The organism is Qipengyuania xiamenensis, from assembly GCF_019711495.1.
Taxonomy (GTDB): domain Bacteria; phylum Pseudomonadota; class Alphaproteobacteria; order Sphingomonadales; family Sphingomonadaceae; genus Qipengyuania; species Qipengyuania xiamenensis.
Genome location: NZ_JAIGNM010000003.1, coordinates 242,012 through 265,033, shown reverse-complemented (window position 1 = coordinate 265,033; position 23,022 = coordinate 242,012). Strand labels below are relative to the sequence as shown.

The following is a 23,022-nucleotide window of genomic DNA, read 5'->3' as shown; positions in this document are numbered from 1 at the left end:
GTTTGCCCGGAGAACGCCCGTGCCCTCATCGACCATTGCCATCCTCGCCATCTACCTCGGTTTTGCGGCGCTCGAACTGTGGCGATCGAACCTGTTTTCAAAGGCAGAGCAGACCCGCGATGACGGAATCGTGGAGGCAGTGAGCATCATCGTCCTGCTCGGCTTCACGCAGCCGATGGTGCTGTTCGGTGCAGCCGCGGTGGCCGGGCTGATCGCTCCGCAGTACGAAGGCGCTCTGTCGGGTCTCAACGTCTTCGCGGCGATCGGGCTGTTCCTGATCCTCGACGACATGATGCAGTACTGGTGGCACCGTGCCGCGCACACGTTTCCGTGGCTCTACAATCTGCATCGCCCGCATCACAACGCGCGCTACATGAGCATCCGGCTCGTTTACCGTAACAACCTGTTCTATTACGCGATGATGCCGGGAATCTGGCTTTCCGGCGTACTGATTTACCTCGGCCTTGGCTGGGTATATGCAGGCTATATCGTGGTGAAACTGCTGGTGATCACCGGCGCGCATTCGGACGTCGCCTGGGACAAGCCGCTCTATGCGAAGAAATGGCTGTCGCCGGTGATGTGGGTGGTCGAGCGCACGATCTCGACGCCATCGACGCACCATGCCCATCACGGGCGCCATGCCGACGATGCCGCGACCCACTACAAGGGCAACTACGGGAACTTGCTGTTCTTCTGGGATGTGCTGTTCGGTACCGCGAAGATCACGCGCAGCTATCCGGAAAGCTATGGGGTCGAGAACCTTCCAGAGACGTCGCTGGGCGAGCAGCTTGCATGGCCGCTGTTCGGACGCATCCCGCAAGAGACCAAGCCACAGGACGAGGTAGGAGAGGGGACGGCGCAAAGCGCCGCCTGACGGAAGGGCCGGTCGGGTTTGCGACCCTCCCGGCCGGCTCTTCTTTTCCTCAGCCCTCGAACTTCGTCTCGAGCGTGATCTCGCAATCGAGCAGCTTCGATATCGGGCAGTTTGCCTTGGCGTCAGCGGCCAGTTCCTCGAACTTGGCCCGGTCCATCCCCTCAACTTTGCCCTTGGTCGCCAGGGCAGACTTGGTGACCCTGAATCCGCCATCTTCCTCTTCGAGCGTAACCTCCGCGCTGGTGGTTACGCGACCATCGCTGAACCCGGCTTCGGCAAGCTTGAAGGAAAGCGCCATGGTGAAGCAGCTCGCATGGGCGGCGGCCACCAGTTCTTCCGGATTGGTGCCGGGTGCATCTTCGAAGCGGGTGTTGAAGCCATAGGGCTGGGCGGCCAAAGCACCCGAACCGGTTGACACGTGACCCTTGCCGTCCTTGCCGAGGCCCTCGTAGGTCGCGCTGCCGCTATTCGTCGTCTTCATCGCAGAAATCTCCTTTCCCCGATGAGACGGACGAGCAGGCAGCCGCGTTCCCTGACGGCCTAGATGATGCCGATTTCCTTGCCCGACTTCTCGAAGATGTCGAGGATCTGGCCGACTTCCTCTTCGGAATGTTCGGCGCACAGCGAGCAGCGCAGCAGCGTCATGTTCGCAGGCGTCGCCGGCGGGCGCGCGAGGTTCACGTAGAGGCCGTTCTTGATCAGCGCTTCCCACATGGCTGCGCCCTGCTGGAGGTCGGGCATGATCACCGCGATGATCGCGCTCTGCGGTTCCTCGGTGCCAAGCTTGAAGCCGAGATCGCGCAGACCCTTGTGGAGGTTCTTCGAATTCTCCCAGAGGTGCGCGCGCTTGTTCGAACCGTGCATCAGCTTGCGGATGCTGGTCGCCGCAGTCGCGACAACGCTCGGTGGGAGCGAGGCGGTGAAGACATAGGGGCGACAGACGAGGCGCATGATCTCGAACTTGGGATGGTTCGAGACGCAGAAACCGCCGACCGTGCCGACGCTCTTGGAGAAGGTGCCGATGATGAAATCGACATCGTCGATCACGCCGGCATCTTCGACCACGCCACGACCGTGTTCACCGATGAAGCCCATCGAATGCGCTTCGTCGACCAGCACCATCGCGCCGTATTTCTTGGCGACGGCGACCATTTCCTTCAGCGGAGCGACGTCGCCCAGCATCGAGTAGACGCCTTCGAGGATGACGAGCTTGCCGGCATCTTCCGGAATGCGCTTGAGGCGCTTTTCCATCGCTTCGATGTCGTTGTGCTTGAACGGCACGACTTCGGCATTGCCCATGGCGCAGCCGTCCCAGATGCTGGCATGGCTGTCGATGTCGAGGATGATGTAGTCACCCTTGCCGGCGATGGTGCTGATGATCCCGAGATTGGCCTGGTAGCCGGTCGAGAAGACCATCGCGTGGTCCATGTCGTAGAACTCGCGCAGGGCTTCTTCGCATTCCTTGTGGCCCTGGTAGGTGCCGTTGAGAACGCGGCTGCCGGTGGTGCCCGAACCGAAATCGGCCAGCGCCTGCTTGCCCGCTTCGACCACGTCCGGGTCGAAGGTCATGCCCATGTAATTGTAAGTGCCGAGCAGGATCGTCTCGCGACCGTTGCAGATCGCGCGGGTCGGCGAGAGGACCTTTTCCATCACCAGGTTGAAGGGGTCGGTCTGGCCGGTTGCGAGCAGTCCTTCGCGTAGAGCGATGATGTCGTCGAACTTGGAGAAGAGGTCCTTGTCGCCTGCGTGGCCCTCGATCGGTTCCGGCTGGTCCGGCTGGATGATACCTTCGCTCATGCGTCGGCCTGCAGCTTGTTTACCGCGTCGACCAGCTGGCCGTAGTTTTCGATCTCGGCCTGCTGGTTCATCGAGATGATGATGTCGAACTCGTCTTCGATATCGGCAACGAAATCCATGACCGTAAGGCTGTCAAATTCCAGATCGTTCTGGAAGGTCGTCTCTTCGGTGATGGTAACGCCCTTCTTGTTGAAGGGTTCGGCGAGTTCGCGGATCTTCGCGTCTACCTGGGCACGGTCCATGAAAAGGTCCAATTCTAACTTGTGCAGTGCGACCCGCATTCGCGGATCGTAACGAATGAGGCGGCAAAGCGGTTTCCGCCGCGTTTTGTCAAGCGCGGGCTAATCCATTCGATTGCATGCCGCGCCCCCGATTATCCGTCGAGCAGCTTGCGCACGGCGGCCATGAAGGGCCCGATCGACACCGGCTTGGCGAGATAATCCTGCGCGCCTGCTTCGCGAATGCGTTCTTCGTCGCCCTTGCCGGCATAGGCGGTGACCGCCAGCACGGGAACCTCGTCGAAATCGGAATCCGCCTTCAGTTGGGTGATCAGGTCGACCCCGCTGATATTGGGCAGCTGGATATCCATGATGACCAGCTCGGGGTGGAACTTCTTCGCGGTCGCCACCACATTGCTGCCATCGGAAACCGGCACCACCTCGTATCCGCTCGCTTTGAGCACGTCGCAAAACAGCTTACGGTTGAGGTCGTTGTCCTCGACAACGAGGATTCTCTTTGCCACGGGGCGGGTCACTCCTGTCACTTGCTGGCAGGGCTTAGGAGTTAGCAGGACCAGTGACAATTCCGAGAGGTGACAAATCGGCGGATGGAGACGCTCGCGCGCCCGAAGTCCTCGCGCTCGAGGCACTCGGCTGGGCGCTGACCGACGAACGCCGCGCCGATCGCCTGCTGTCGCTGACCGGCCTCACGCCCGAGCGCCTGAGGCACGGGATAATGGAACGGGCCGTGCAGGCCGCCGTTCTTGAATTTCTGGCGGCTCATGAACCCGATCTCATCGCCGCCGCCGATGCACTGAACACCAAACCGGAAACGCTGGTCGCCGCTGCCAGGGAGCTGAATTCATGACACGCCCGCTCATCATCTCGGACTGCGACGAGGTGCTCCTCTATATGGTCTCGCCGTTCAAGGACTGGCTGGCCGAAACGCAGGGCGTGGAATTCCGCATGACCGGAAACGATTTCAGTCAGGCGTTGCGCTGGCAGGATAGCGGCGAGGTGCTTGCACCCGACGATATCTGGAAAATGCTCGGCCGGTTCTTCGATACGGAAATGCATCGGCAGGATCCCATCCCCGGCGCAATCGAAGGCATCAATACGCTGGCCGAGGAGGCCGATGTCGTCATCCTCACCAACCTCGTCGACAAGCGGCAGCAGATGCGTACCGAACAGCTGGCGGGCCATGGCCTGAACGCGCGGGTATTCACCAACCAGGGCCCGAAGGGTCCGGCACTGCAGAGCATCCTTCAGGAGTATTCGCCCTCGAAGGCCATCTTCATCGACGATCTCGCGCAGCATCACCGTTCGGCCCGCGAGGCGATCTCCGAAATCACGACGCTCCATTTGTGCGGCGAACCGATGCTCGCCCCGCACATCGATTGCGCGCATAGTTCGGGCCATGCCGATGCCCGGATCGACACTTGGGCCGAAGCGCTGCCGTGGCTGCGCAGGCAATTGGAAAAGGAAGAAGCATGAGAGTTCACGAACGACTTGAGGAAATGGGAGTGAAGCTCCCGAAGGCAGCGGCTCCCGTTGCCAGCTACCAGCCGGTCGTCGTCGATGGTCATATCGCCTATGTTTCGGGGCAGCTGCCGTTCGTTGACGGCAATCTCGTCACCGGCAAGCTCGGCAAGGACGTGTCGATCGAGCGCGGGCACGAAGCTGCGCGCGCATGCGGCCTGATGATTCTCGCGCAGCTCGAAGCTGCCGGCCTGCTCGAACGGGTCGCGCAATTCGTGAAGCTGGGTGGTTTCGTTGCCTCGGTTCCCGAGTTCACCGACCAGCCCAAGGTCATCAACGGAGCGTCGGACCTGATGTACGAAGTCTTCGGCGATGTCGGCAAGCACGCCCGTAGTGCCGTCGGCGTGCCGGTCCTGCCGCTCGACGCTGCTGTCGAAGTCGATGCGATCGTTGCTCTCAAGGCTTGATGCACTGATTGTCGGCCAGCCCGACCCGGCGCGGGTCGGCTGGCTGCGCGACTGGACCTATGCCCATCGCGGCCTGCATTCGGACGGCGTTCCGGAAAACTCGCTGGCCGCTTTCGCGCTCGCGGCCGAGCGCGGGCTCGGCATCGAATGCGATATCCAGCGCAGCCGCGACGGCTGTGCGATGCTCCTCCACGACTGGGAGCTAGACCGATTGACCGCCGTCAGCGGTCCCACCGCCAGCCATTCCGCCGAGGAACTCTCGCAAATTGCCTTCCTCGACAGCGAGCACAAGATTGCCCGCCTCGACGATCTGCTACCAATCCTGGGCGGCAGGGTCCCGATCCTGATCGAGATCAAGTCGAAGCGCGGCTATGACGTAAAGCGATCCTGCCGCGCGGTTGCCCATGCGCTGAAAGGCTATGCAGGACCGCATGCGGTGATGAGCTTCGATCCTCGCGTTTGTGTGTGGTTTGCAGAACATTCGCCGCAAACGGTGCGCGGCCTCGTCATGCGCGAAGACGAACAAGGGATGACGCAGAAGGCGTGGCAACGCCACGTCGCACTTTGGGCGGCGCGACCCGAATTCATCGCCTACCATGTCGCGGCCCTGCCGAATCCGATGGTCGAGGGCCTGAGAGAGCGCGGCCTGCCGGTGCTCACATGGACCGTGAATTCGACCGAGACGCGGGCGCATGCCGGGTTGCACGCCGACGCGTCGATTGCCGAAGGGGAAGGGCTGGCGTGAACGGCGAGGGGCTTGCTGCACGTGTCGCCGGATCGGTCGGCGCGATCGACCGTGCGGCATGGAATGCGCTGGCGGGCGACAATCCCTTCATGAGCCATGAATTCCTGACCTCGCTGGAGGATTCGGGCAGCGTGGGGCCGGGCACCGGATGGCAGCCCGTCCCGCTGGTCATTTCTTCCGAAGACGGCCCTCCGCTCGCCGCAATGCCGTCATATGCGAAGGGGCACAGCCAGGGCGAATATGTCTTCGACCATGCCTTTGCCGATGCGTGGGAGCGGGCAGGGGGGCGCTATTACCCCAAGCTCCAGATTGCAGCGCCGTTCACGCCAGCCACCGGGCCGCGCCTGTTATTGTCCGACACCTCGCTAGCCGCGCCACTTTTGTCCGCAGCCGAGCAACTTTGCCTGCAAAACGGTTTCTCGTCGGCACATGCGACCTTCATCGAACCCGACCAGGTCGGGCTTTTCGAAGAGGCCGGATGGCTTTTGCGCAGCGACATCCAGTTCCACTGGGTCAATCAGGATTTCGGCAGTTTCGAGGATTTCCTCGCCACATTGACCTCCCGCAAGCGCAAGGACCTGCGCAAGGAGCGGGCCGCCGCGCAGGAGGGTCTGGAAATCGTCCGGCTGAGCGGTGACGCGATACGCGCAGAACATTGGGATGCCTTCTGGCTTTTCTATCAGGATACGGGGGCCCGCAAGTGGGGCCAGCCCTATCTGACCCGCGAGGCGTTCGACCTGTTCGGCGAGCGGATGGGCGGAAAGATCGTACTGGTACTTGCGCTCGAAGATGGCCAACCGATTGCCGGTGCACTCAATTTCATCGGTGGCGACGCGCTTTATGGTCGCTATTGGGGCTGTTCGAAGCAGGTCCGTTTCCTGCATTTCGAGCTGTGCTATTACCAGGCGATCGACGTGGCGATCGAACTGGGACTCTCACGCGTGGAGGCGGGTGCCCAGGGCGGGCACAAACTCGCCCGCGGTTATGAGCCCGTCGAGACGGTTTCCGCCCACTGGTTCGCCGATTCCGGCTTCCGCGCGGCGGTGGCGGAGTTCCTCGAGCGAGAGCGCGAAGGCGTGGCCGCCGACCGCAATTATCTCGAGCGAAGAACGCCCTTCAGGAAATCCGTCTAGGTCAGGCAACCTTGCGCGATCCGGCAATGAGCCATTCGCGGGCACGGCGCTGGGCCTCTGCGATCTCGCGAGCGGTCATTTCGTCCGAAACGTCGGCGCGGCACCATGCAGCTTCCTCGTGACCCTTCGAGGCCGCGATATTGAACCATTTGTGCGCTTCGATCATGTCGGTGGTGCAGCCATGGCTTCCGGTCGAGAACGCGACGCCGAGCGCATAGAGCGCGTCGATGCTGCCTTGCTCGTAATCGGCCAGGTGTTCGGCGATGGTGACGAGTGCCTCGTCGCTCTGTTCGATCCGGCCTGCGCCGCCTTCGATGGACTTGAGTTGCATCTTACAAACTCCCCCAATTCAACCCGGCTCCCCTGCCGGACAAGCTCAGGTGTCGGCCTTTATGGTCAATAAATGGTTAACGCCGATCTTCACTATTTGCTGGGGTCCTTGCCGGTAGGCTGCGCTTAATGTGTCACAGGCTATGGGATGAATTCGGAAAGCCGCTTGTGCCTCCAAGGCACGGCTCCTATAGGCCGCGCCATCGGAGCGCTGCGGGTACCGGAAAAATCCGGACCGGCGGGTCAAGCGGCTCTTCGGATGCGATTTTGGAAGAAGGGTGAAAGGCTCAATGGCCACCTCGGCGTCGAATGTTTCCGAAAAACTCAAGCAGGCCAAGGCTGCCGTCGACAAGGACTATGTCCCGTCAGACGATGAAGAGTACATGGGCGAGCGTCAGCTCGACTATTTCCGCATGCTGTTGCTGGACTGGAAGAAGTCGATCCATGATGCAGCCGGCCAGACGCTCCAGTCGCTGCAGGACGGCCCGATCCGCGAGCCCGACCTCAACGACCGCGCGTCTTCGGAAACCGACTGGGGCATCGAACTGCGCACGCGCGACCGCCAGCGGAAGCTGATCTCGAAAATCGATTCCGCCCTGCGTCGTATCGATGCGGGTGAATACGGCTGGTGCGAAGTCACCGGCGATCCGATCGGCCTGCGCCGCCTGATTGCACGGCCCGTCGCGACCATGACGGTTGAGGCGCAGGAAGCGCACGAGCGCCGCGAAAAGATTTCGCGCGACAACTGAGCGACTGTCCCTTTTCGGGAAGTTTCCAAATTAACCATTGGCCGAAACCAATGCTTATGAGAGCGGCGCCTAAACCCGTGCGTGGATCGTACTGACGGGTGAGCATCCAACTGGAGACGCTTGGGATGACTGCTATCGATACCCGCAACCTCAAGCGGGACAGCCTGTTTTTCATGGCCGGCCTGCGCCGTGAAGGTGCGGCCGAGGCCGAGCGCGTCAAGATCCGCAACCTGTCCGACGGCGGCATGATGGTGGAAAGCACCGCCATGCTTCGCAGCGGAGAGCGGGTCATGGTCGAACTGCGCAACATCGGTTCGGTCATGGGCAAGATCGCCTGGACTCAGGGTTCGCGCGTGGGTGTGGCTTTCGAAGAGCCCATTAATGCATCTCTCGCCAGAACCCAGCTGGTTGGCGAACAGAGCGAAGCGCCGCGTTATGCCCGCCCCGCAGTAGCACCGCGCAATGCCGACTGGAACATTCGCCGCGTCTAGATTGGACGTTTGCGCCGCACGGCCTGCCTGCTAGGCCGCTGCGATGCATCGTATCGGCCCATCCCTACTTGCCCTTGCAGTACTCGCCTCGTGCACTGCATCGCAGGACGATGGCGTTGTCGATATCGCTTTCATCGATCCGGGCCCCGATGCCTCGGCTGGCCCTGAGGCAGCATCCCAATCGCAGCGAGCCATAAGGGCTGCCAGCCGTCAGGGTCTGGTGCGATTCAACCAGGTGGGCGAAGTCGTCCCGGCGCTGGCAGAGCGGTGGATCGTCACCGACGACGGTCGCAGCTATATTTTCCGTATCACCGAGTTCGACCTGCCCGACGGGTCCCGCCTGACGGCTCAGGCGGTTGCCGAATCCTTTCGCCGGAAGATCCGCCAGCACGAAGGTGACAGCCTGGGCCTGGACCTTGCCAAGGTGACCGAAGTGCGGGCGATGACCGGCAGGGTCATCGAGATCCGGCTGAGCAGCCCGATGCCTACACTGCTCCAATTGCTCGCCCAGCCAGAACTCGGCGTCGATCTGGAACGGGGCGAGGCCGGCCCGATGAGCGTTACGCGCGAGGGGGATGCGGCCATGTTGATCGCAATCCCTCCCGAACAGCGCGGTATGGCCGAGCAGTCGAACTGGGACGAAATTACGCGTGCCGTGCAGGTCATCCCGACGCAGGCCCCGGATGCGGCGAGAGCCTTCTCCCGCGGCCAGGTCGACGCAATCTTCGGTGGGCGCATGGCGTCACTGCCGCTGGCGGTCACCGACGCACTTTCCCGCGGAACGGTGCGGCTGGATTCCACCTTGGGGCTGTTCGGCCTCGATGTGATCCGCACGGACGATTTCCTGGCCAGCGCCACCAACCGCGAGGCCCTGGCGCTGGCCATCGACCGAACCGGCCTCGTCCAGCAGTTCAATCTCGGGGGTTGGGCAGACACCACTCGAATCGTGCCGGCTGGTCTGCCGGCATATACCGCCGAACAGGGCGAACGATGGCCTGGCGTTACCCTTGAACAGCGCAGGGCACGCGCCTCTTCGCTCGTACGGGCATGGGAAAGCGCAACGTCGAATTCAGCCGAAGTGATTATCGACCTTCCCCCGGGGCCCGGGTCCGACATCCTGTTTGCGGCATTGCAGCGCGATTTCGCGACCGTCGGGATCGACGCAAAGCGGGCCCGTCCGGGTCAAGGCGCAGACCTTGCCTTGCGGGACGAGACGGCGCGCTATGCCGGGGCACGCTGGTTCCTCAACCAGTTCCACTGCAGCGTTTCGCCGCGCGTGTGCTCGCCTGATGCCGATTACCTTATGCAGCTCGCGCTCGATGCGCTGAATTCCGCCGAAGAGGCGTCTTACCTCGCGGAAGCGGAATCGACGCTGCTCTCCACGAACCTGTATATTCCGCTGGGCGCACCCATCCGCTGGTCGCAGGTTCGCGCCGGCGTGGAAGGCTTCTCGGAAAACGCCTGGGCGTTCCATCCCTTGTTCCCACTCTCGCGCGCCCCCATCTAAGTCGCATGGAAGACAATCGCCTTACTCCGATAGAACCCGATGCCAGCAGGCAGGACGGTTTCGGATCGCAGGCCGGTGCCGGCCCGCTTCGCTTCGATTTTCCCACGGGAAATGACCCGCACTCGATCCGTCGCAGGATCGAGGCGATGGAAATGATCCTCGAGCGGAGCATGGTCCTGCCGGGGACGAATTACCGCATCGGTCTCGATACGATCGTCGGGCTGGTGCCTGTGATCGGCGATATCATCACCGCAGCCATGGGCAGCTATCTGGTATGGGAAGCGCGCAATCTCGGCCTTCCCAAATGGAAGCTGTGGCACATGATGGGGCGCATCGGTATCGACACGGCCGTGGGTTCGGTTCCGATTGTCGGAGATGCCTTCGACATCGTCTACCGGTCCAATTCGCGGAACCTGAAGACGGTGAAGAAGCACCTCGACAAGCACCACCCCCAAACCCGCGTGATCGACCAGTAGTTTCATCTGTGACGAAGTCGCGCTAGGGCTTCGTACATGAGTTCAGACGTCACCTATTCGAGCTATCTCGATCTCGACCGCATCCTGGCCGCGCAGCATCCCGCAAGCGACGCGCATGACGAGATGCTGTTCATCATCGTCCACCAGGCCAGCGAACTCTGGCTCAAGCTCTGCCTGCACGAATTGCTCGAGGCGCGAGAGTGCATCCGGGAGGACCGGCTGAGGCCCTCGTTCAAGATGCTTGCGCGTGTCGCGCGCGCGCAGGGCCAGTTGATCCAGAGCTGGGACGTGCTCAGCACGATGACCCCGCATGACTACTCGACCATCCGCCCGCATCTGGGCGGATCGAGCGGGTTCCAGAGCGCGCAGTACCGGATGATGGAATTCCTCCTCGGCGGGCGCAATCCGGACATGATTACGATGCACGAGGCAACGCCCGAAGTGGCAGCTGGGCTGCGCGAAGAGCTTACCCGCAAGAGCATCTATGCCGAAGCCATAGCCCTGCTGGCGCGGCGCGGTTTCGATATTCCCCAAGAGGTTCTCGAACGCGCTCACGCTGCCACGTGGGAACATTCGCCCGAAGTCGAGGCCGCGTGGGCGCAGATTTACCGCGACCCGAAGGAATATTGGGATCTCTACGAACTTGCCGAAAAGCTGGTCGATCTCGAATATCATTTCCAGCGCTGGCGCTTCGGCCATCTCAAGACGGTCGAACGCATCATCGGCTTCAAGAAGGGGACCGGCGGCACGCCCGGCGTGCCCTATCTCGCCGGAGTGCTGAAGGCAGCATTCTTCCCCGAACTGCTCAGCGTCAGGACTGCACTGTGAGTTCGTACAAGAGCAAGCGCCGCATCTGGGACATCAGCCAGGTCCTGCGGCCGGGCCTGCCGGTGTGGCCCGGCGATACCGAATTCTCGTTCGAGCGGACGTGGCGGATGGAGGAAGGCTCGCCGGTCAATGTCGGCAGGATGACGATGAGCACGCATTCGGGCACACATGCCGATGCGCCGCTCCACTATGCCGAGGACGGTCTCGATGCCGCCAGCATGGAGATCGATCCGTACATCGGAACGTGCCTGGTGGTGGATGCACGAAGTGTGACGAGGCGGATCGATGTCGCCGACCTTCCCCATATCGACAGCGTGGACCGCGTCCTCTTCAGGACGTGGGACGAATTCCCGCATGACGAATGGCGCAGCGACTGGTTGCCGATCGCCGATGAAACCATCGAATGGCTCGCGATGCAGGGCGTCAAACTGGTCGGCACCGACGCGCCGAGCGTCGATCCGCAGGACAGCAAGACCATGGATGCGCACAAGGCAGTGCTGAAGCACGATATGCGCATCCTCGAAGGGCTGGTGCTCGATGACGTGGAGGAAGGGCGGTACGAACTGATCGCTCTCCCGCTGAAGGTCGGCGGCGGCGATGCAGGCCTGTGCCGCGCGATCTTGCGGGAGCTGGCCGATGATTGAGCGCGCAAGACAGCTCGATGCGGGTGACCCGCTGACGCAATTCCGCGACCGTTTCGATGTGCCCGAAGGGGTCATCTACCTCGACGGCAATTCGCTGGGATGCCTTCCCATCGCGACACCCGCACGGCTTGAACAGGTCGTGCGCGAGGAATGGGGCCGCGACCTCATCCGCAGTTGGAACAGTGCTGGCTGGATCGACCTGCCCACCCGTGTCGGTGCCAAGATCGCCCCGCTGATCGGTGCAAAAGCGCATGAAGTCATCGTTGCCGACAGCGTCTCGGTGAACCTGTTCAAGCTGATGTCCGCTGCTCTGGCCATGCGGCCGGGCCGAAAAGTGATTCTCAGCGAGCCGGGTAATTTCCCGACCGACATCTACATGATCGAAGGGCTGGAAGGGCAGGGCCTTGCCGAACGCCGGCTGGCCGAGCGCGACAAGCTGCTCGAGGCGCTGGACGAAGATGCCGCGCTGCTGGTGCTTACGCACGCACACTACAAGACCGGCGAACTGTTCGACATGGCCGAGCTGACGCGCGCTGCGCACGACGCCGGTGCGCTGGTGCTGTGGGACCTGTCGCATTCGGGCGGCGCGCTTCCGGTTGATCTCAACGGCTGCAACGCCGACTTCGCCGTGGGCTGCGGCTACAAATACCTCAACGGCGGCCCCGGCGCGCCCGCCTACGCCTTCGTTGCCGAGCGGCACATCGAGAACTCCAATCAGCCGCTGTCCGGCTGGATGGGTCACGCAAAACCCTTCGCCTTCAGTGATGACTACACGCCGGCACCGGGCATCGAGCGACTGCTGTGCGGGACGCCCGGCATCCTTGGGGTCGCGGCGCTGGAAGTCGGCGTCGAGCTGATTGCTGAAATAGGCGTCGAGCAGCTTTATGCTAAGTCGCAGAAGCTGTCCGAATTCTTCCGCCAGTGCCTCACCGAGCGAGGCCTCGAACTGGACCTCGTCAGCCCGTCGGAGCCCTCGGCCCGCGGCAGCCAGCTCTCCTTCCGCCATCCCGAAGCCTACGCCATCTGCCAGGCCCTGATCGCCCGCGGCGTGATCGGCGACTTCCGCGATCCCGACATCCTCCGCTTCGGGTTCGCGCCCGCTTACTTGCGTTTCGAAGACATGGCCGAGGCCGCGCGCCATCTGGCCGAGGTGCTGGAAAGCGGCGAGTGGCAGCGCGACGAATTCCGCGAGCGAGCGGCTGTCACGTGAACCTGGAAAGCGCACACCTACGCACAGCACTGATCTGGATGAGCGTTGCCGCGTTTCTAGTCAGTCTGTTCGCCGATGAAGGGCTTTACACGTGGCTATTTGGGGTTGTCGCTGCGGGTTGGTTCTTCTGGATCTATCTCGAGTGGGTCCAGAGTGATTTCGCGAATGGCGACTTCGTTAGCTGGAAAGTTCTTCTCTTCCTGATTGCCTGCGCCTTCTTGACCGCTGCGCCCGTGGTGCTTGGCATAGTCTTTTGGGATCTGGACGGCCGAGCAGCTGCCGGTTTGGCGATGATAATCGGCGCGATATGTGTCGGTGCCGGGAAACTGGTGTTTCGCGGCGACCGGAGACAGTCCAGGGAACTACCTGACTAGGCCGCCAAAAACGGGGAGTCCTCACTCCTCCAGTTCGATGTCCCAATAGAGCCAGTCTCGCCACGTTTCGTGGAGGTAGTTGGGCGGGAACATCTTGCCGTGCTGTTGCAGCTGCCAGTGCGTCGGGCGGATCGGCTCGGCATAGAGCTGCATCCCCGCCTGTTTCGGCGTCCGTCCGCCCTTCCTCATGTTGCAGGGCGCGCAGGCGGTGGCGATGTTTTCCCACGTGGTCTTGCCGCCCAACCGGCGCGGGACGACGTGGTCGAAGGTCAGGTTGCTCTGGTCGCCGCAGAACTGGCAGGAAAACCGGTCGCGCAGGAACAGGTTGAAGCGCGTGAAGGCCGGAAATTCGGACGGCTTCACATATTGCTTCAGCGCGATCACGCTGGGGATTTTCATGTCGAGATTGGGCGAATGGACCTCGCGCTCATAGGTCGCGATGACGTCCACACGGTCGAGGAAGATCGCCTTGATCGCTGTCTGCCACGGCCACAGGCTGAGCGGGTAATAGGATAGCGGCGTGTAGTCCGCGTTCAGTACCAGCGACGGGCAGGACTGGAGACTGCGGGTCGGATCCTCCGCTGCGGAGCGGAACCTTGCGGCTCTCTCGATCAGTTCGGCTTTGAACACTTCTTGCGTCCCTCCCTGACTGCGCCGATACATCCATGCGCAGATTCAAGCGTCAAGACTGTTACGCACCAGCTATCCACAGGCTTATCCCGTGCCTATGCACCGGCGGGCCGCTAGAAAGGGGCCAATGACCGTTACCCGCTTCGCCCCAAGTCCGAATGGCTCGCTGCATCTCGGTCATGCCTATTCGGCCATAGTCGCGCATGATCTTGCGAAGGAACGCGGAGGTCGTTTTCTTCTCCGCGTCGAGGATATCGATGGCGAACGCTCGCTTCCCGAAAAGCCGGAGGAATTCCGCGAAGACCTCGCCTGGCTCGGGTTGGAGTGGGAAGAGGTGCCGGCGCAATCGACGCGGCTCGAAAGCTATGAGCAGGTCGCCCGTGACCTGCTGGGGCGCGGATTACTCTATCCGTGCAGCTGCACGCGCAAGCAGATCTTGGCGCTCAAGCCGCGCATGGGGCCGGAAGGCGCGATCTATCCCGGGACCTGCAAGGGCCGCCTGCTCGACCCGGAAAAGCCTGCTGCCCTGCGGCTCGATGCAGACCGCGCCATGGCCGAGGTTGGCGAACAGTTCTGGGAGGACGAGGTCGGCGGAACGCAGATCGCCGATCCGCGCGTGTTCGGGGACGTGGTGCTGGTGCGCAAGGATGCGCCTGCCAGCTATCACCTCGCCGCGACGCTCGACGATGCAGCCGATGGCGTCACGCTGGTCACGCGGGGGCAGGACCTCTTCGCGGTGACGCATATCCACCGCGTCCTGCAGGAACTGCTGCACCTGCCCGTGCCGACGTGGCACCACCATCCGATCCTGCTCGACGATACCGGCGAGAAACTGGCCAAGCGCCGCAATTCGCCCAGTCTCGCCGATCGCCGCAAGCAAGGCGAGGATGGCAAGGAGCTTGCAGCCCGCCTGAGGGCAGGGGAATTCCCCACTGGAATTACGCTGGCGAGTGCCTAAGTAGGCGGCATGAACACTGTATTCATCATCGTCCTGCTCGCAGCCATGGTCATGGTCGTCGTCTCGCTCGTCCGGGGAGTGATCGCATTCCTCAAAAGCACGAAGGTCGATCTCGAAAGCGGCCAACAGGTCGATGCGACCGAGATGCAGCTCAAGCAGAACAAGGCGATGATGGCGCGCGTGAAGTGGCAGGCCGCCGCGATCGTCGTGCTCGCCGTTATGATGGCTGCCGCCAGCTGACGAGCGGCCGGCAGTGGTCAAGCTCAACAAGATCTACACCCGCACAGGCGATGACGGCACGACCGGGCTGGTTGATGGCTCGCGCCTGCCCAAGCACGCCGTCCGGATGGAAGCCATCGGCGCGGTGGACGAGGCAAACAGTTCGCTCGGCCTTGCGGCAGTAGCGCTGGGCGAGGGCGGGCATGCGGATGCAATCTATCGCATCCAGAACGACCTGTTCGACCTCGGTGCCGACCTTGCTACGCCTGCGGAAGATGGCGACTTCGCCCCTTCGGAAATGGTCCTGCGGATCGTGCCTGCGCAGGTCGAATGGCTGGAAAAGGCTATCGATGCGCTCAACGAAAACCTCGAGCCGCTCACCAGCTTCGTGCTGCCGGGCGGAAGCGAGCAGGCCGCCCGCCTCCATGTGGCCAGGGCCAGTGCCCGTCGCGCAGAACGCGCGATGACCGCCATGGCGGATGCCGAGCCCACCAATCCGCAAGCGCTCGCCTACATCAACCGGCTGTCCGATTATCTCTTCGTCCTCGCCCGCGTGGCCAATGACGGGGGCAAGGGCGACGTGAAGTGGATTCCGGGCGCTAACCGCTAGCCAGCCCCTCCTCCCTTCGCTAAGCCGCGCGCTTTGCTGCACATGCGAAGGGATTTCTCGATGAGCAAGACGATCGCCATCATCGGCGCCGGACAGATGGGTTCGGGTATCGCCCAGACTATTGCCCAGCACGGCATGGACGTGCTGCTGGCCGACGTCAGCCTCGACGTGGCCGAGAAATCCGTGGCGGGCATCGACAAGGCGTTCGGCAAGCTTGTCGGCCGCGGCAAGATCGAGATCGCCGAGGCGGAAGCCGCCATGAAGCGCATCACTCCGGTCGGCGACTATAGCCGCATGGGCGAGGCCGAACTGATCATCGAGGCCGCAACCGAGAAGGAAGAGATCAAGAAGGCGATCTTCGAGAAGGCGGGAGAGCAGCTTGCCGCCGATGCGATCATGGCATCGAACACCAGCTCGATCCCGATCACGCGCATGGCGAACTATTCACCCGATCCGGCGCGCTTCATCGGACTGCACTTCTTCAATCCCGTGCCCGTGATGGGCCTGATCGAAGTCATCCCCGGCCTTGCGACTTCGGCCACGACCACCGACCGCACCAAGGCCTTCGCCGAGGCGCTGGGCAAGGAAGTGGTCCTTAGCCAGGACGAGCCCGGCTTCGTCGTCAACCGCATCCTCCTGCCGATGATCAACGAGGCTGTCTTCGTGCTCGGCCAGTCGACTGCCGGGATTGAGGATATCGACAAGGGTTGTCGTCTTGGCCTCAACCACCCGATGGGACCGCTCCAGCTGGCCGATTTCGTCGGGCTCGATACCTGCCTCGACATCCTGATGGTGCTCTACAAGACCACGCGTGACACCAAGTACCGGCCTGCGCCGCTGCTTGTGAAATACGTCGAAGCCGGATGGCTCGGCCGCAAGACCGGTCGTGGCTTCTACGATTACTCGGGCGAAGAACCGAAACCCACGCGGTAGGAACCGGACAATCGATAGGAACTGGCCTACTAGATAGGAACTGGGAAGGGTCGCCGCCCGTTGGTTGTGCAAAGGAGAATTTGCATGACCGACAGCAAGTTAGAAAGCCAGGAAACGCGTCAGTCGGGCCTCGCGCCCGAAACGCATAATGACGAGCAGGACGATCACCGGTCGCAGGCACAGGAAGTCGCCGATCAGGCGCAGCACCTGACCAGCAAAACCGGGTCGCCGACCGAAAGCATCAAGGGCGACAACAAGTCCGGGCTGCTGGGCGATTCCACGCAGGACACGATCGACCACATGCGCGACATGGAAAGCTCGGGCCGGATCGACATGGCTGCCTATCGCGGCGAGCCCAACCACGACGATAACGAGGGCAAATACGGCAAGAGCAACGAGGTCGATCCGGACCTTCCGAACGAGAACGACTGATCAGCCGGCAATTTCGCCGTCGTTGAGGATCCACAGGCCCGCGGTAAGGATCGCGGCGCCTGTGGCCACGGCATAGGCCATGATCTTGAAGTTGGGGGTGGGGATGGCCTCGAACTCGTGCGGATCGAGCCTTCGCAGCGTTTTGCATGCTCGCCGCTCCGCCGTCACCGCCAGCCAGGCTCCGCCGACGATGAACATCGTCGCAATGGCCTTTGCGAGCCACGGCGGCTCAAATTCACCGAATACAGCGCGAAAGCCCAATCCGATGCCGATTGCGGCAAAGGCGGTACGCATCCAGCCTGCAAAGGTCCGCTCCATCGCCATGATGTTGCGGTCTTCGGCGAGATCGGTGCGGAACTCCGCCCACTCGGTGCTTTTATCTTTACCTTCCGGCGGATCGTCCTGAGCCATGCCCCTTCAAGCGGATAAAGCTTGGATGGGTTCCTGACCGCTTACAGCGGGTCGGTCGTGGAGAAAGGCTCGGTATCGTTGATGAGGTAGCTATTGTCGGGTGGCGTCGTGTCTGCAGGGCCGTCATTGGACCCTGCTGCAGCATACCAGCTGTCGAGGTTCGGCGTTCCGCCATCGGGCCCGCTTTCCGCATACCAGCTATCGAGATCGAGTTCTTCTTCTGCGGGCGGCTGGACTTCCGGTCGCGTGCTCCTCGACGAAGAGCCGCTGCCGGACTGCATCTGCCGCGAAGGGGCCACCGTCTTGGTCCCGTGCTTTTCCTGGAACGCCATCTCCGCATCGCGCATGCCGGTTTCGCGGCTGAAATAGCTCGAAATGCCATAGAGCATTGCGGCGCACAGGCCGACGATGACGCCCAGTCCGATGAATGTGGTGCGTAAGGACATGCCCGCGTAATTAGCGCGGATTGGTTAATTTGCGCTTTTCGCGGCTTCCGCCTTGAGCCGGTACAATTCCTCCAGCGCTTCGCGCGGAGAAAGGGCATCGACGTCCAATGCTTCGATCGCATCGCGAAGCGCATCGCATTGCTCTTCTTCAGCCTGTGCAGTGACTGCGAAAAGCGGGAGGTCGCCAAGCCCTGCGGCAAGCCCGCCGGTCTGTTCGCGGCCTTTTTCCAGCTTGTCGAGCACGGCCTTGGCCCGCTTGATCACGGGCTTGGGAAGGCCAGCCAGCTTGGCGACAGACAGGCCATAGCTGCGGTCCGCCGCGCCTTTCGCAAGTTCGTGCAGGAGGACGAGGTCGCCCTTCCATTCGCGCGCACGGACATGGTGGAGGCTCAGGGCATCGCAGGTCTCGGCGAGGCGTGAAAGCTCGTGATAATGCGTTGCGAACAGGCAGCGGCATGCCAGTTGCTCGTGAACCGCCTCGACCACCGCCCAGGCCAGCGCCATGCCGTCATAGGTCGAGGTGCCGCGCCCGACCTCGTCGAGGATGACGAAGCTGCGGTCGGTTGCCTGGCTCAGGATCGCTGCGGTCTCGACCATCTCGACCATGAAGGTCGAGCGGCCCCTCGCGAGATTGTCCGATGCGCCGACACGGCTGAACAGCCTGTCCGCAAGACCGATGCGGGCGGAGGTCGCCGGCACGAAACTCCCGGCCTGCGCGAGCAAGATAATGAGCGCATTCTGGCGCAGGAAGGTCGACTTACCGCCCATGTTCGGGCCGCCGATCAGCCACAGCCGGTCGTCGGGGCCGAGGGTGCAGTCGTTCGCCACGAAGCGTTCGCCGGTCTTGGCCAGCGCCTGCTCCACCACCGGGTGGCGCCCGCCGATGATCTCGAGGCACGGCTCGTCCAGCATTTCGGGGCGCGACCAGTTGCCTTCCACGGCGCGTTCGGCAAGAGCAGCGCAGACGTCGATCCGCGCGAGTGCGGCAGCCGTCGCGGCAATGGCTTCACGCGCGGCAAAGACTTCGCCGACCAGTTCTTCGAAATGGGCCTCTTCGGCGGCGAGTGCATGCGCGCCTGCCTCCGCAATCCGGCTCGCTTCCTCGTGCAAGCCGACCGAATTGAACCGGACTGCGCCTGCCATGGTCTGACGATGGGTGAAGCCGCTGTCCTGCGCCATCAGCTTGTCGCCGTGCTTGGCGGGCACTTCGATGAAATAGCCGAGTACCTTGTTGTGCTTGATCTTCAGCGATGCGGTATCCGTTTCCTCGCGATACTTCGCCTCGAGCGCCGCAATCGCCTTGCGGGCATTTCCGGAGGTTTCACGCAACGCGTCGAGCGCATGATCGTAACCGCTGGCGATGAAGCCGCCCTGGCTGCGCTCGGTCGGCGGTGAGGGGACCAGCGCGCGGGCAAGGTGATCCACCAGCGCCGCATGGCCGCCAAGCGCATCGATCATTCCCGATAGCAGGGGTGGCAGGTCGGCGCTCGCACCGAGCATGTCGCGGACGCGGCGCGCTTCGGCAAGACCGTCGCGAATTTGCCCGAGGTCGCGCGGACTCCCGCGTCCTGCGACCAGCCTGCCAAGGGCTCGCCCGATATCGGGCGCCTGCCGCAGGACCGCGCGCAGGTCTGCCCGCAACAGCGGGTCCGCGTGGAAATGCTGTACGCTGGCGAGACGCGCCTCGACTGTGCCCAGATCGGCAAGCGGGGCGGATAGGTCTTCGGCCAACTGGCGCGCACCCGCGCCGGTCGCGCAGCGGTCGAGACAGGCAATCAGGCTGCCCTCGCGACCGCCATTTTGCGCTGCGAGTATTTCGAGGCTCGAACGTGTCGCCGCGTCCATCGCCAGATGCGCATCGCTGCCGCGGGCAACAGGCGGCAGGAGGAAGGGCAACTTGCCGCGGCCCGCATGGTCGAGATAGGCGACGAGCCCGGCGGCAGCCGCCAGCATTGGTCGCGAAAAATCGCCGAGGCCGTCGAGAGTGGCCAGCCCGTGAATATTCTTGAGCCGCGCTTCGCCGTCTTCACTGCGGAAATTGTGACGCGGACGGGCAATGATGCCCTCTGCCGCTTCGTCCCAGTCCTCCGGAGCCACGATCTCGCTCGCGCCGAGGCGGGCAAGCGCCGCATCGATCCGGTCGGGCGCGCAGTCTTCCAGCTCCATCCGGCCGGTCGAAATGTCGCACGCAGCGATGCCGATCCCGTCGCGAACCGGCGCGATAGCGACAAGCAAATTGGCGCGGCGCGGTTCGAGGAGTGCCTCTTCCGTCAGCGTTCCGGCCGTGACTAGCCGCACGATATCGCGGGCGACCAGCGCCTTCGACACGGGCTTGCCTTCGCGCTTGGCGCGCTCCTTGGCTTCGTCGGGTGTCTCGGTCTGTTCGGCAATCGCGACCCGGCATCCGCCCTTGATCAGGCGCGCGAGATAGCCTTCGGCGGAATGGACCGGCACACCGCACATCGGCACCGGTTCCCCGCCATGTTCGCCGCGCGTGGTGAGCGCGATGTCGAGGACCTGCGACGCGATCTTCGCGTCTTCGAAGAACAGTTCGAAGAAGTCGCCCATACGATAAAACAGCAAGGCATCGCCCGCCTCGCGTTTGAGCGCGAGATACTGCTGCATCATCGGTGTGGGTTTGTCGGCCATGCCCCTGGCCTAGCGAGGGCGAAGGCGATTCGGGAGTCGGCCAAACGCCCTTTCCCCTATGACTTCGCGCAAAATCCTCTTAGGGGCTGTCCGCAAGATATCAGAGGACACAGATGGCTGAAGAAAAGCAGACCGGTTTCACCACTCGCGAGGCGCTCTTTTACCACGAGACCATTCGCCCCGGTAAGATCGAGATCATTGCCTCCAAGCCCATGGCGACCCAGCGCGACCTCGCGCTAGCCTATTCGCCCGGTGTCGCTGCGCCGGTCGAAGCGATTGCCGAAGATCCGCAGAATGCCGCGCGCTACACCGCGCGCTCGAACCTCGTCGCGGTGATTTCGAATGGCACCGCGATCCTCGGCCTCGGCAATCTCGGCGCACTGGCATCGAAGCCGGTGATGGAAGGCAAGGCCGTGCTGTTCAAGCGCTTCGCCGACGTGGATTCGATCGACCTCGAACTCGATACCGAAGACCCGGAAGCCTTCATCAATGCGGTTGCGCTGATGGAGCCGAGCTTCGGCGGCATCAACCTCGAAGACATCGCGGCACCCGAATGTTTCATCATCGAGCAGGCGCTGCGCGAGAAGATGAACATCCCGGTGATGCATGACGACCAGCACGGCACTGCGATCATCTCCGCTGCCGGCCTGATCAATGCCTGCCACCTGACCGGCCGCGATCTCGACAAGGTCAAGATGGTGGTGAATGGCGCAGGTGCTTCGGCACTCGCTTGTACCGCGCTGATCAAGGCGATGGGCGTCCGGCACGAAAACGTGATCGTGTGCGATCGCACCGGTCCGATTTATCCCGGCCGCGAGAATGTCGACCAGTGGAAGAGCGCGCATGCGGTCGAGACCGAAGCGCGCAGTCTCGAAGAAGCTCTCGAAGGTGCGGACGTCTTCCTCGGCCTTTCGGCCGCCGGCGCGCTGAAGCCAGAATGGGTGGAGAAGATGGCCGACAAGCCGATCATCTTCGCGATGGCCAACCCGACGCCCGAAATCATGCCTGAAGAGGCAAAGGCGGTACGCCCCGATGCGATCATCGCCACTGGCCGCTCGGACTATCCGAACCAGGTCAACAACGTCCTAGGCTTCCCCTTCATCTTCCGCGGTGCACTCGACGTGCAGGCGACTTCGATCAACGAAGAGATGAAGATCGCCGCAGCACAGGCCATTGCCGAACTCGCCCGCGAACGCGTGCCCGAGGAAGTCGCCGCAGCCTATGGCGTGAGCCACCAGTTCGGCGAGGAATACATCATTCCCGCCCCCTTCGACCCGCGCCTCATGGAGGTCGTTTCCTCTGCAGTCGCGAAGGCGGCGATGGACAGCGGCGTGGCCAAGGCCCCGATCGAGGATTTCGAAGCCTACCGCCACGCGCTCAAGGCCCGACTCAACCCGACCACGGGCGCGCTGACCAACATCTACGAGCAGGCCAAGGCCAACCCCAAGCGGGTGGTTTTCGCCGAGGCGGAAGAAGATGTCGCACTGCGTGCTGCCATCCAGTTCCGCGATTACGGCTACGGAGAGCCGATCCTCGTCGGGCGGACCGACAAGGTCCTCGCCAAGCTGGAGGAACTGGGTGTCGATGATCCGGACGACTGGATCATCGAGAACTCGAAGCTGTCGGACAAGGTGCCGGCGATGGTCGACTATCTCTACAAGCGCCTGCAGCGCCGCGGCTATACCGAGCGCGACGTGGGCCGCATGGTCAACCAGGAGCGTAACGTCTTTGCCGCCCTGCTGGTCGCCCTTGGCCATGGCGAGGCGATGATTTCCGGCCTTACCCGGACCTTCAGCCAGACGGCACGTGAAGTGGCGCGGGTGCTCGATCCGAAGCCCGGTGCGACCCCCTTCGGCATTCACATGATGGTCGGCAAGAACCACACTACCTTCCTTGCCGACACGACGATTAACGAGCGTCCGAGTGCGGCCGAACTGGCGCATATCGCCAAGGAAACGGCTGGGGTTGCAAGGCGCATGGGCCACGAGCCGCGCGTTGCCTTCCTCTCCTATTCGACCTTCGGCAATCCGTCGGGCCAGTGGCTCGGCAACATCCGCGATGCCGTGGCGCTGCTGGATGCGGACGAGGGCGTGAACTTCGAATATGAAGGCGAGATGGCGCCCGACGCCGCGCTCAATTCCAAGGTGATGGAACTCTATCCCTTCAGCCGCCTGTCGGGACCGGCCAACGTGCTGATCATGCCGGGCCTCCAATCGGCGAACCTGTCGGCGAAGCTCCTGCGCGAGCTGGGCGGCGAGACCACGATCGGCCCGATGATGGTCGGCATGGAAAAGCCGGTCCAGATCGCTCCGATGACCGCCATCGCGCCCGACGTGCTGACACTGGCGGTTCTCGCCAGTGCAGGCGTGGTGGGTTAGGGTTCCTAAGCGGGGGCGAAGCCACTAGGGCGAA

General features: G+C 62.8%; 29 protein-coding genes. 20 read left to right on the top strand and 9 right to left on the bottom strand.

Going from position 1 to position 23,022, the window contains the following annotated elements; all coding sequences use genetic code 11:
- Nucleotides 1-19 precede the first annotated feature (19 nt).
- On the top strand, nucleotides 20-874 hold the full coding sequence (locus K3165_RS12765; RefSeq protein ID WP_221549274.1) for a sterol desaturase family protein: 855 nt from the start codon (nucleotides 20-22) through the stop codon (nucleotides 872-874).
- Nucleotides 875-923: 49 nt separating this feature from the next.
- Here K3165_RS12765 and K3165_RS12760 read toward each other — a convergent pair whose 3' ends face one another.
- The 4 genes from K3165_RS12760 to K3165_RS12745 form a co-directional block, all read right to left on the bottom strand.
- Entirely contained in the window at nucleotides 924-1,355 is a 432-nt protein-coding gene (locus tag K3165_RS12760; protein WP_221549273.1) for an OsmC family protein, read from the bottom strand.
- A gap of 59 nt (nucleotides 1,356-1,414) precedes the next feature.
- A complete protein-coding gene (gene spt / locus K3165_RS12755) occupies nucleotides 1,415-2,671 on the bottom strand; it encodes a serine palmitoyltransferase (RefSeq protein ID WP_221549272.1) in 1,257 nt (418 codons plus the stop codon).
- Nucleotides 2,668-2,913 (bottom strand): acyl carrier protein, encoded by a 246-nt coding sequence (locus K3165_RS12750; protein WP_221549271.1) that lies wholly within the window; start codon nucleotides 2,911-2,913, stop codon nucleotides 2,668-2,670. Before K3165_RS12750 ends, spt begins: the two co-directional genes overlap by 4 nt.
- Before the next feature lie 131 nt (nucleotides 2,914-3,044).
- Nucleotides 3,045-3,413: a response regulator gene (locus K3165_RS12745; RefSeq protein ID WP_221549270.1), complete on the bottom strand. Its 369-nt coding sequence runs from the start codon at nucleotides 3,411-3,413 to the stop codon at nucleotides 3,045-3,047.
- Nucleotides 3,414-3,466: 53 nt separating this feature from the next.
- Between K3165_RS12745 and K3165_RS12740 the strand changes: the two genes are divergently transcribed.
- From K3165_RS12740 to K3165_RS12720, 5 genes are read left to right on the top strand one after another with little or no spacing between them, the layout of a single operon-like run.
- Nucleotides 3,467-3,757 carry a DUF3572 family protein gene (locus K3165_RS12740; protein WP_425594347.1) on the top strand — a complete coding sequence of 97 codons (291 nt, stop codon included), beginning with the start codon at nucleotides 3,467-3,469 and terminating at the stop codon, nucleotides 3,755-3,757.
- Complete coding sequence (locus K3165_RS12735; protein WP_221549269.1) at nucleotides 3,754-4,383, top strand: HAD family hydrolase; 630 nt, start codon at nucleotides 3,754-3,756, stop codon at nucleotides 4,381-4,383. The genes K3165_RS12740 and K3165_RS12735 overlap by 4 nt, the downstream gene beginning before the upstream one ends.
- The gene (locus tag K3165_RS12730) at nucleotides 4,380-4,835 is read left to right on the top strand and encodes a RidA family protein (protein WP_221549268.1); all 456 of its coding nucleotides are present in this window, start codon (nucleotides 4,380-4,382) and stop codon (nucleotides 4,833-4,835) included. The genes K3165_RS12735 and K3165_RS12730 overlap by 4 nt, the downstream gene beginning before the upstream one ends.
- A complete protein-coding gene (locus tag K3165_RS12725; protein ID WP_221549267.1) occupies nucleotides 4,810-5,580 on the top strand; it encodes a glycerophosphodiester phosphodiesterase family protein in 771 nt (256 codons plus the stop codon). The genes K3165_RS12730 and K3165_RS12725 overlap by 26 nt, the downstream gene beginning before the upstream one ends.
- Nucleotides 5,577-6,713 carry a GNAT family N-acetyltransferase gene (locus K3165_RS12720; RefSeq protein ID WP_345721129.1) on the top strand — a complete coding sequence of 379 codons (1,137 nt, stop codon included), beginning with the start codon at nucleotides 5,577-5,579 and terminating at the stop codon, nucleotides 6,711-6,713. Before K3165_RS12725 ends, K3165_RS12720 begins: the two co-directional genes overlap by 4 nt.
- Before the next feature lies 1 nt (nucleotide 6,714).
- Here K3165_RS12720 and K3165_RS12715 read toward each other — a convergent pair whose 3' ends face one another.
- Nucleotides 6,715-7,044 carry an SEL1-like repeat protein gene (locus K3165_RS12715; RefSeq protein ID WP_221430091.1) on the bottom strand — a complete coding sequence of 110 codons (330 nt, stop codon included), beginning with the start codon at nucleotides 7,042-7,044 and terminating at the stop codon, nucleotides 6,715-6,717.
- Nucleotides 7,045-7,333: 289 nt separating this feature from the next.
- Here K3165_RS12715 and dksA point away from each other — a divergent pair, with 289 nt between their 5' ends.
- The 8 genes from dksA (at nucleotide 7,334) to K3165_RS12675 (ending at nucleotide 13,322) form a co-directional block, all read left to right on the top strand.
- Nucleotides 7,334-7,792 carry an RNA polymerase-binding protein DksA gene (gene dksA / locus K3165_RS12710; RefSeq protein ID WP_221430092.1) on the top strand — a complete coding sequence of 153 codons (459 nt, stop codon included), beginning with the start codon at nucleotides 7,334-7,336 and terminating at the stop codon, nucleotides 7,790-7,792.
- 125 nt (nucleotides 7,793-7,917) lie between these two features.
- Entirely contained in the window at nucleotides 7,918-8,283 is a 366-nt protein-coding gene (locus K3165_RS12705) for a PilZ domain-containing protein (RefSeq protein ID WP_221549265.1), read from the top strand.
- 43 nt (nucleotides 8,284-8,326) lie between these two features.
- Nucleotides 8,327-9,790, top strand: a complete 1,464-nt coding sequence (locus K3165_RS12700; protein WP_221549264.1) for an ABC transporter substrate-binding protein — start codon at nucleotides 8,327-8,329, stop codon at nucleotides 9,788-9,790.
- A gap of 5 nt (nucleotides 9,791-9,795) precedes the next feature.
- A complete protein-coding gene (locus tag K3165_RS12695; protein WP_221549263.1) occupies nucleotides 9,796-10,266 on the top strand; it encodes a DUF4112 domain-containing protein in 471 nt (156 codons plus the stop codon).
- Nucleotides 10,267-10,302: 36 nt separating this feature from the next.
- Nucleotides 10,303-11,094, top strand: coding sequence for a tryptophan 2,3-dioxygenase (locus K3165_RS12690; RefSeq protein ID WP_221549262.1), 792 nt, complete (start codon nucleotides 10,303-10,305; stop codon nucleotides 11,092-11,094).
- Nucleotides 11,091-11,738, top strand: coding sequence for an arylformamidase (gene kynB, locus K3165_RS12685; protein ID WP_221549261.1), 648 nt, complete (start codon nucleotides 11,091-11,093; stop codon nucleotides 11,736-11,738). Before K3165_RS12690 ends, kynB begins: the two co-directional genes overlap by 4 nt.
- Complete coding sequence (kynU, locus tag K3165_RS12680; protein ID WP_221549260.1) at nucleotides 11,731-12,948, top strand: kynureninase; 1,218 nt, start codon at nucleotides 11,731-11,733, stop codon at nucleotides 12,946-12,948. The genes kynB and kynU overlap by 8 nt, the downstream gene beginning before the upstream one ends.
- Complete coding sequence (locus tag K3165_RS12675; RefSeq protein ID WP_221549259.1) at nucleotides 12,945-13,322, top strand: hypothetical protein; 378 nt, start codon at nucleotides 12,945-12,947, stop codon at nucleotides 13,320-13,322. The genes kynU and K3165_RS12675 overlap by 4 nt, the downstream gene beginning before the upstream one ends.
- Before the next feature lie 21 nt (nucleotides 13,323-13,343).
- Here K3165_RS12675 and K3165_RS12670 read toward each other — a convergent pair whose 3' ends face one another.
- Nucleotides 13,344-13,952 carry an HNH endonuclease gene (locus K3165_RS12670; RefSeq protein WP_221549258.1) on the bottom strand — a complete coding sequence of 203 codons (609 nt, stop codon included), beginning with the start codon at nucleotides 13,950-13,952 and terminating at the stop codon, nucleotides 13,344-13,346.
- Nucleotides 13,953-14,079: 127 nt separating this feature from the next.
- On the opposite strand from K3165_RS12670, the gene gluQRS reads away from it, so the two are divergent.
- From gluQRS to K3165_RS12645, 5 genes are all read left to right on the top strand, one after another.
- Entirely contained in the window at nucleotides 14,080-14,910 is an 831-nt protein-coding gene (gene gluQRS, locus K3165_RS12665; RefSeq protein ID WP_221549257.1) for a tRNA glutamyl-Q(34) synthetase GluQRS, read from the top strand.
- A gap of 9 nt (nucleotides 14,911-14,919) precedes the next feature.
- Nucleotides 14,920-15,150 carry an HIG1 domain-containing protein gene (locus K3165_RS12660; protein WP_221549256.1) on the top strand — a complete coding sequence of 77 codons (231 nt, stop codon included), beginning with the start codon at nucleotides 14,920-14,922 and terminating at the stop codon, nucleotides 15,148-15,150.
- Between the two features lie 13 nt (nucleotides 15,151-15,163).
- Entirely contained in the window at nucleotides 15,164-15,739 is a 576-nt protein-coding gene (locus tag K3165_RS12655; protein WP_221549255.1) for a cob(I)yrinic acid a,c-diamide adenosyltransferase, read from the top strand.
- 60 nt (nucleotides 15,740-15,799) lie between these two features.
- On the top strand, nucleotides 15,800-16,672 hold the full coding sequence (locus K3165_RS12650; protein WP_221549254.1) for a 3-hydroxyacyl-CoA dehydrogenase NAD-binding domain-containing protein: 873 nt from the start codon (nucleotides 15,800-15,802) through the stop codon (nucleotides 16,670-16,672).
- Nucleotides 16,673-16,756: 84 nt separating this feature from the next.
- A complete protein-coding gene (locus K3165_RS12645; protein WP_221549253.1) occupies nucleotides 16,757-17,104 on the top strand; it encodes a hypothetical protein in 348 nt (115 codons plus the stop codon).
- Here K3165_RS12645 and K3165_RS12640 read toward each other — a convergent pair whose 3' ends face one another.
- From K3165_RS12640 to mutS, 3 genes are read right to left on the bottom strand one after another with little or no spacing between them, the layout of a single operon-like run.
- Entirely contained in the window at nucleotides 17,105-17,515 is a 411-nt protein-coding gene (locus tag K3165_RS12640; protein WP_221549252.1) for a YidH family protein, read from the bottom strand. It abuts the gene before it with no gap.
- Nucleotides 17,516-17,556: 41 nt separating this feature from the next.
- A complete protein-coding gene (locus K3165_RS12635) occupies nucleotides 17,557-17,961 on the bottom strand; it encodes a hypothetical protein (protein ID WP_221549251.1) in 405 nt (134 codons plus the stop codon).
- 24 nt (nucleotides 17,962-17,985) lie between these two features.
- Nucleotides 17,986-20,610: a DNA mismatch repair protein MutS gene (gene mutS, locus K3165_RS12630; RefSeq protein ID WP_221549250.1), complete on the bottom strand. Its 2,625-nt coding sequence runs from the start codon at nucleotides 20,608-20,610 to the stop codon at nucleotides 17,986-17,988.
- A gap of 113 nt (nucleotides 20,611-20,723) precedes the next feature.
- Between mutS and K3165_RS12625 the strand changes: the two genes are divergently transcribed.
- Nucleotides 20,724-22,988 (top strand): NADP-dependent malic enzyme, encoded by a 2,265-nt coding sequence (locus K3165_RS12625; RefSeq protein WP_221549249.1) that lies wholly within the window; start codon nucleotides 20,724-20,726, stop codon nucleotides 22,986-22,988.
- The last annotated feature ends 34 nt before the right edge of the window (nucleotides 22,989-23,022 follow it).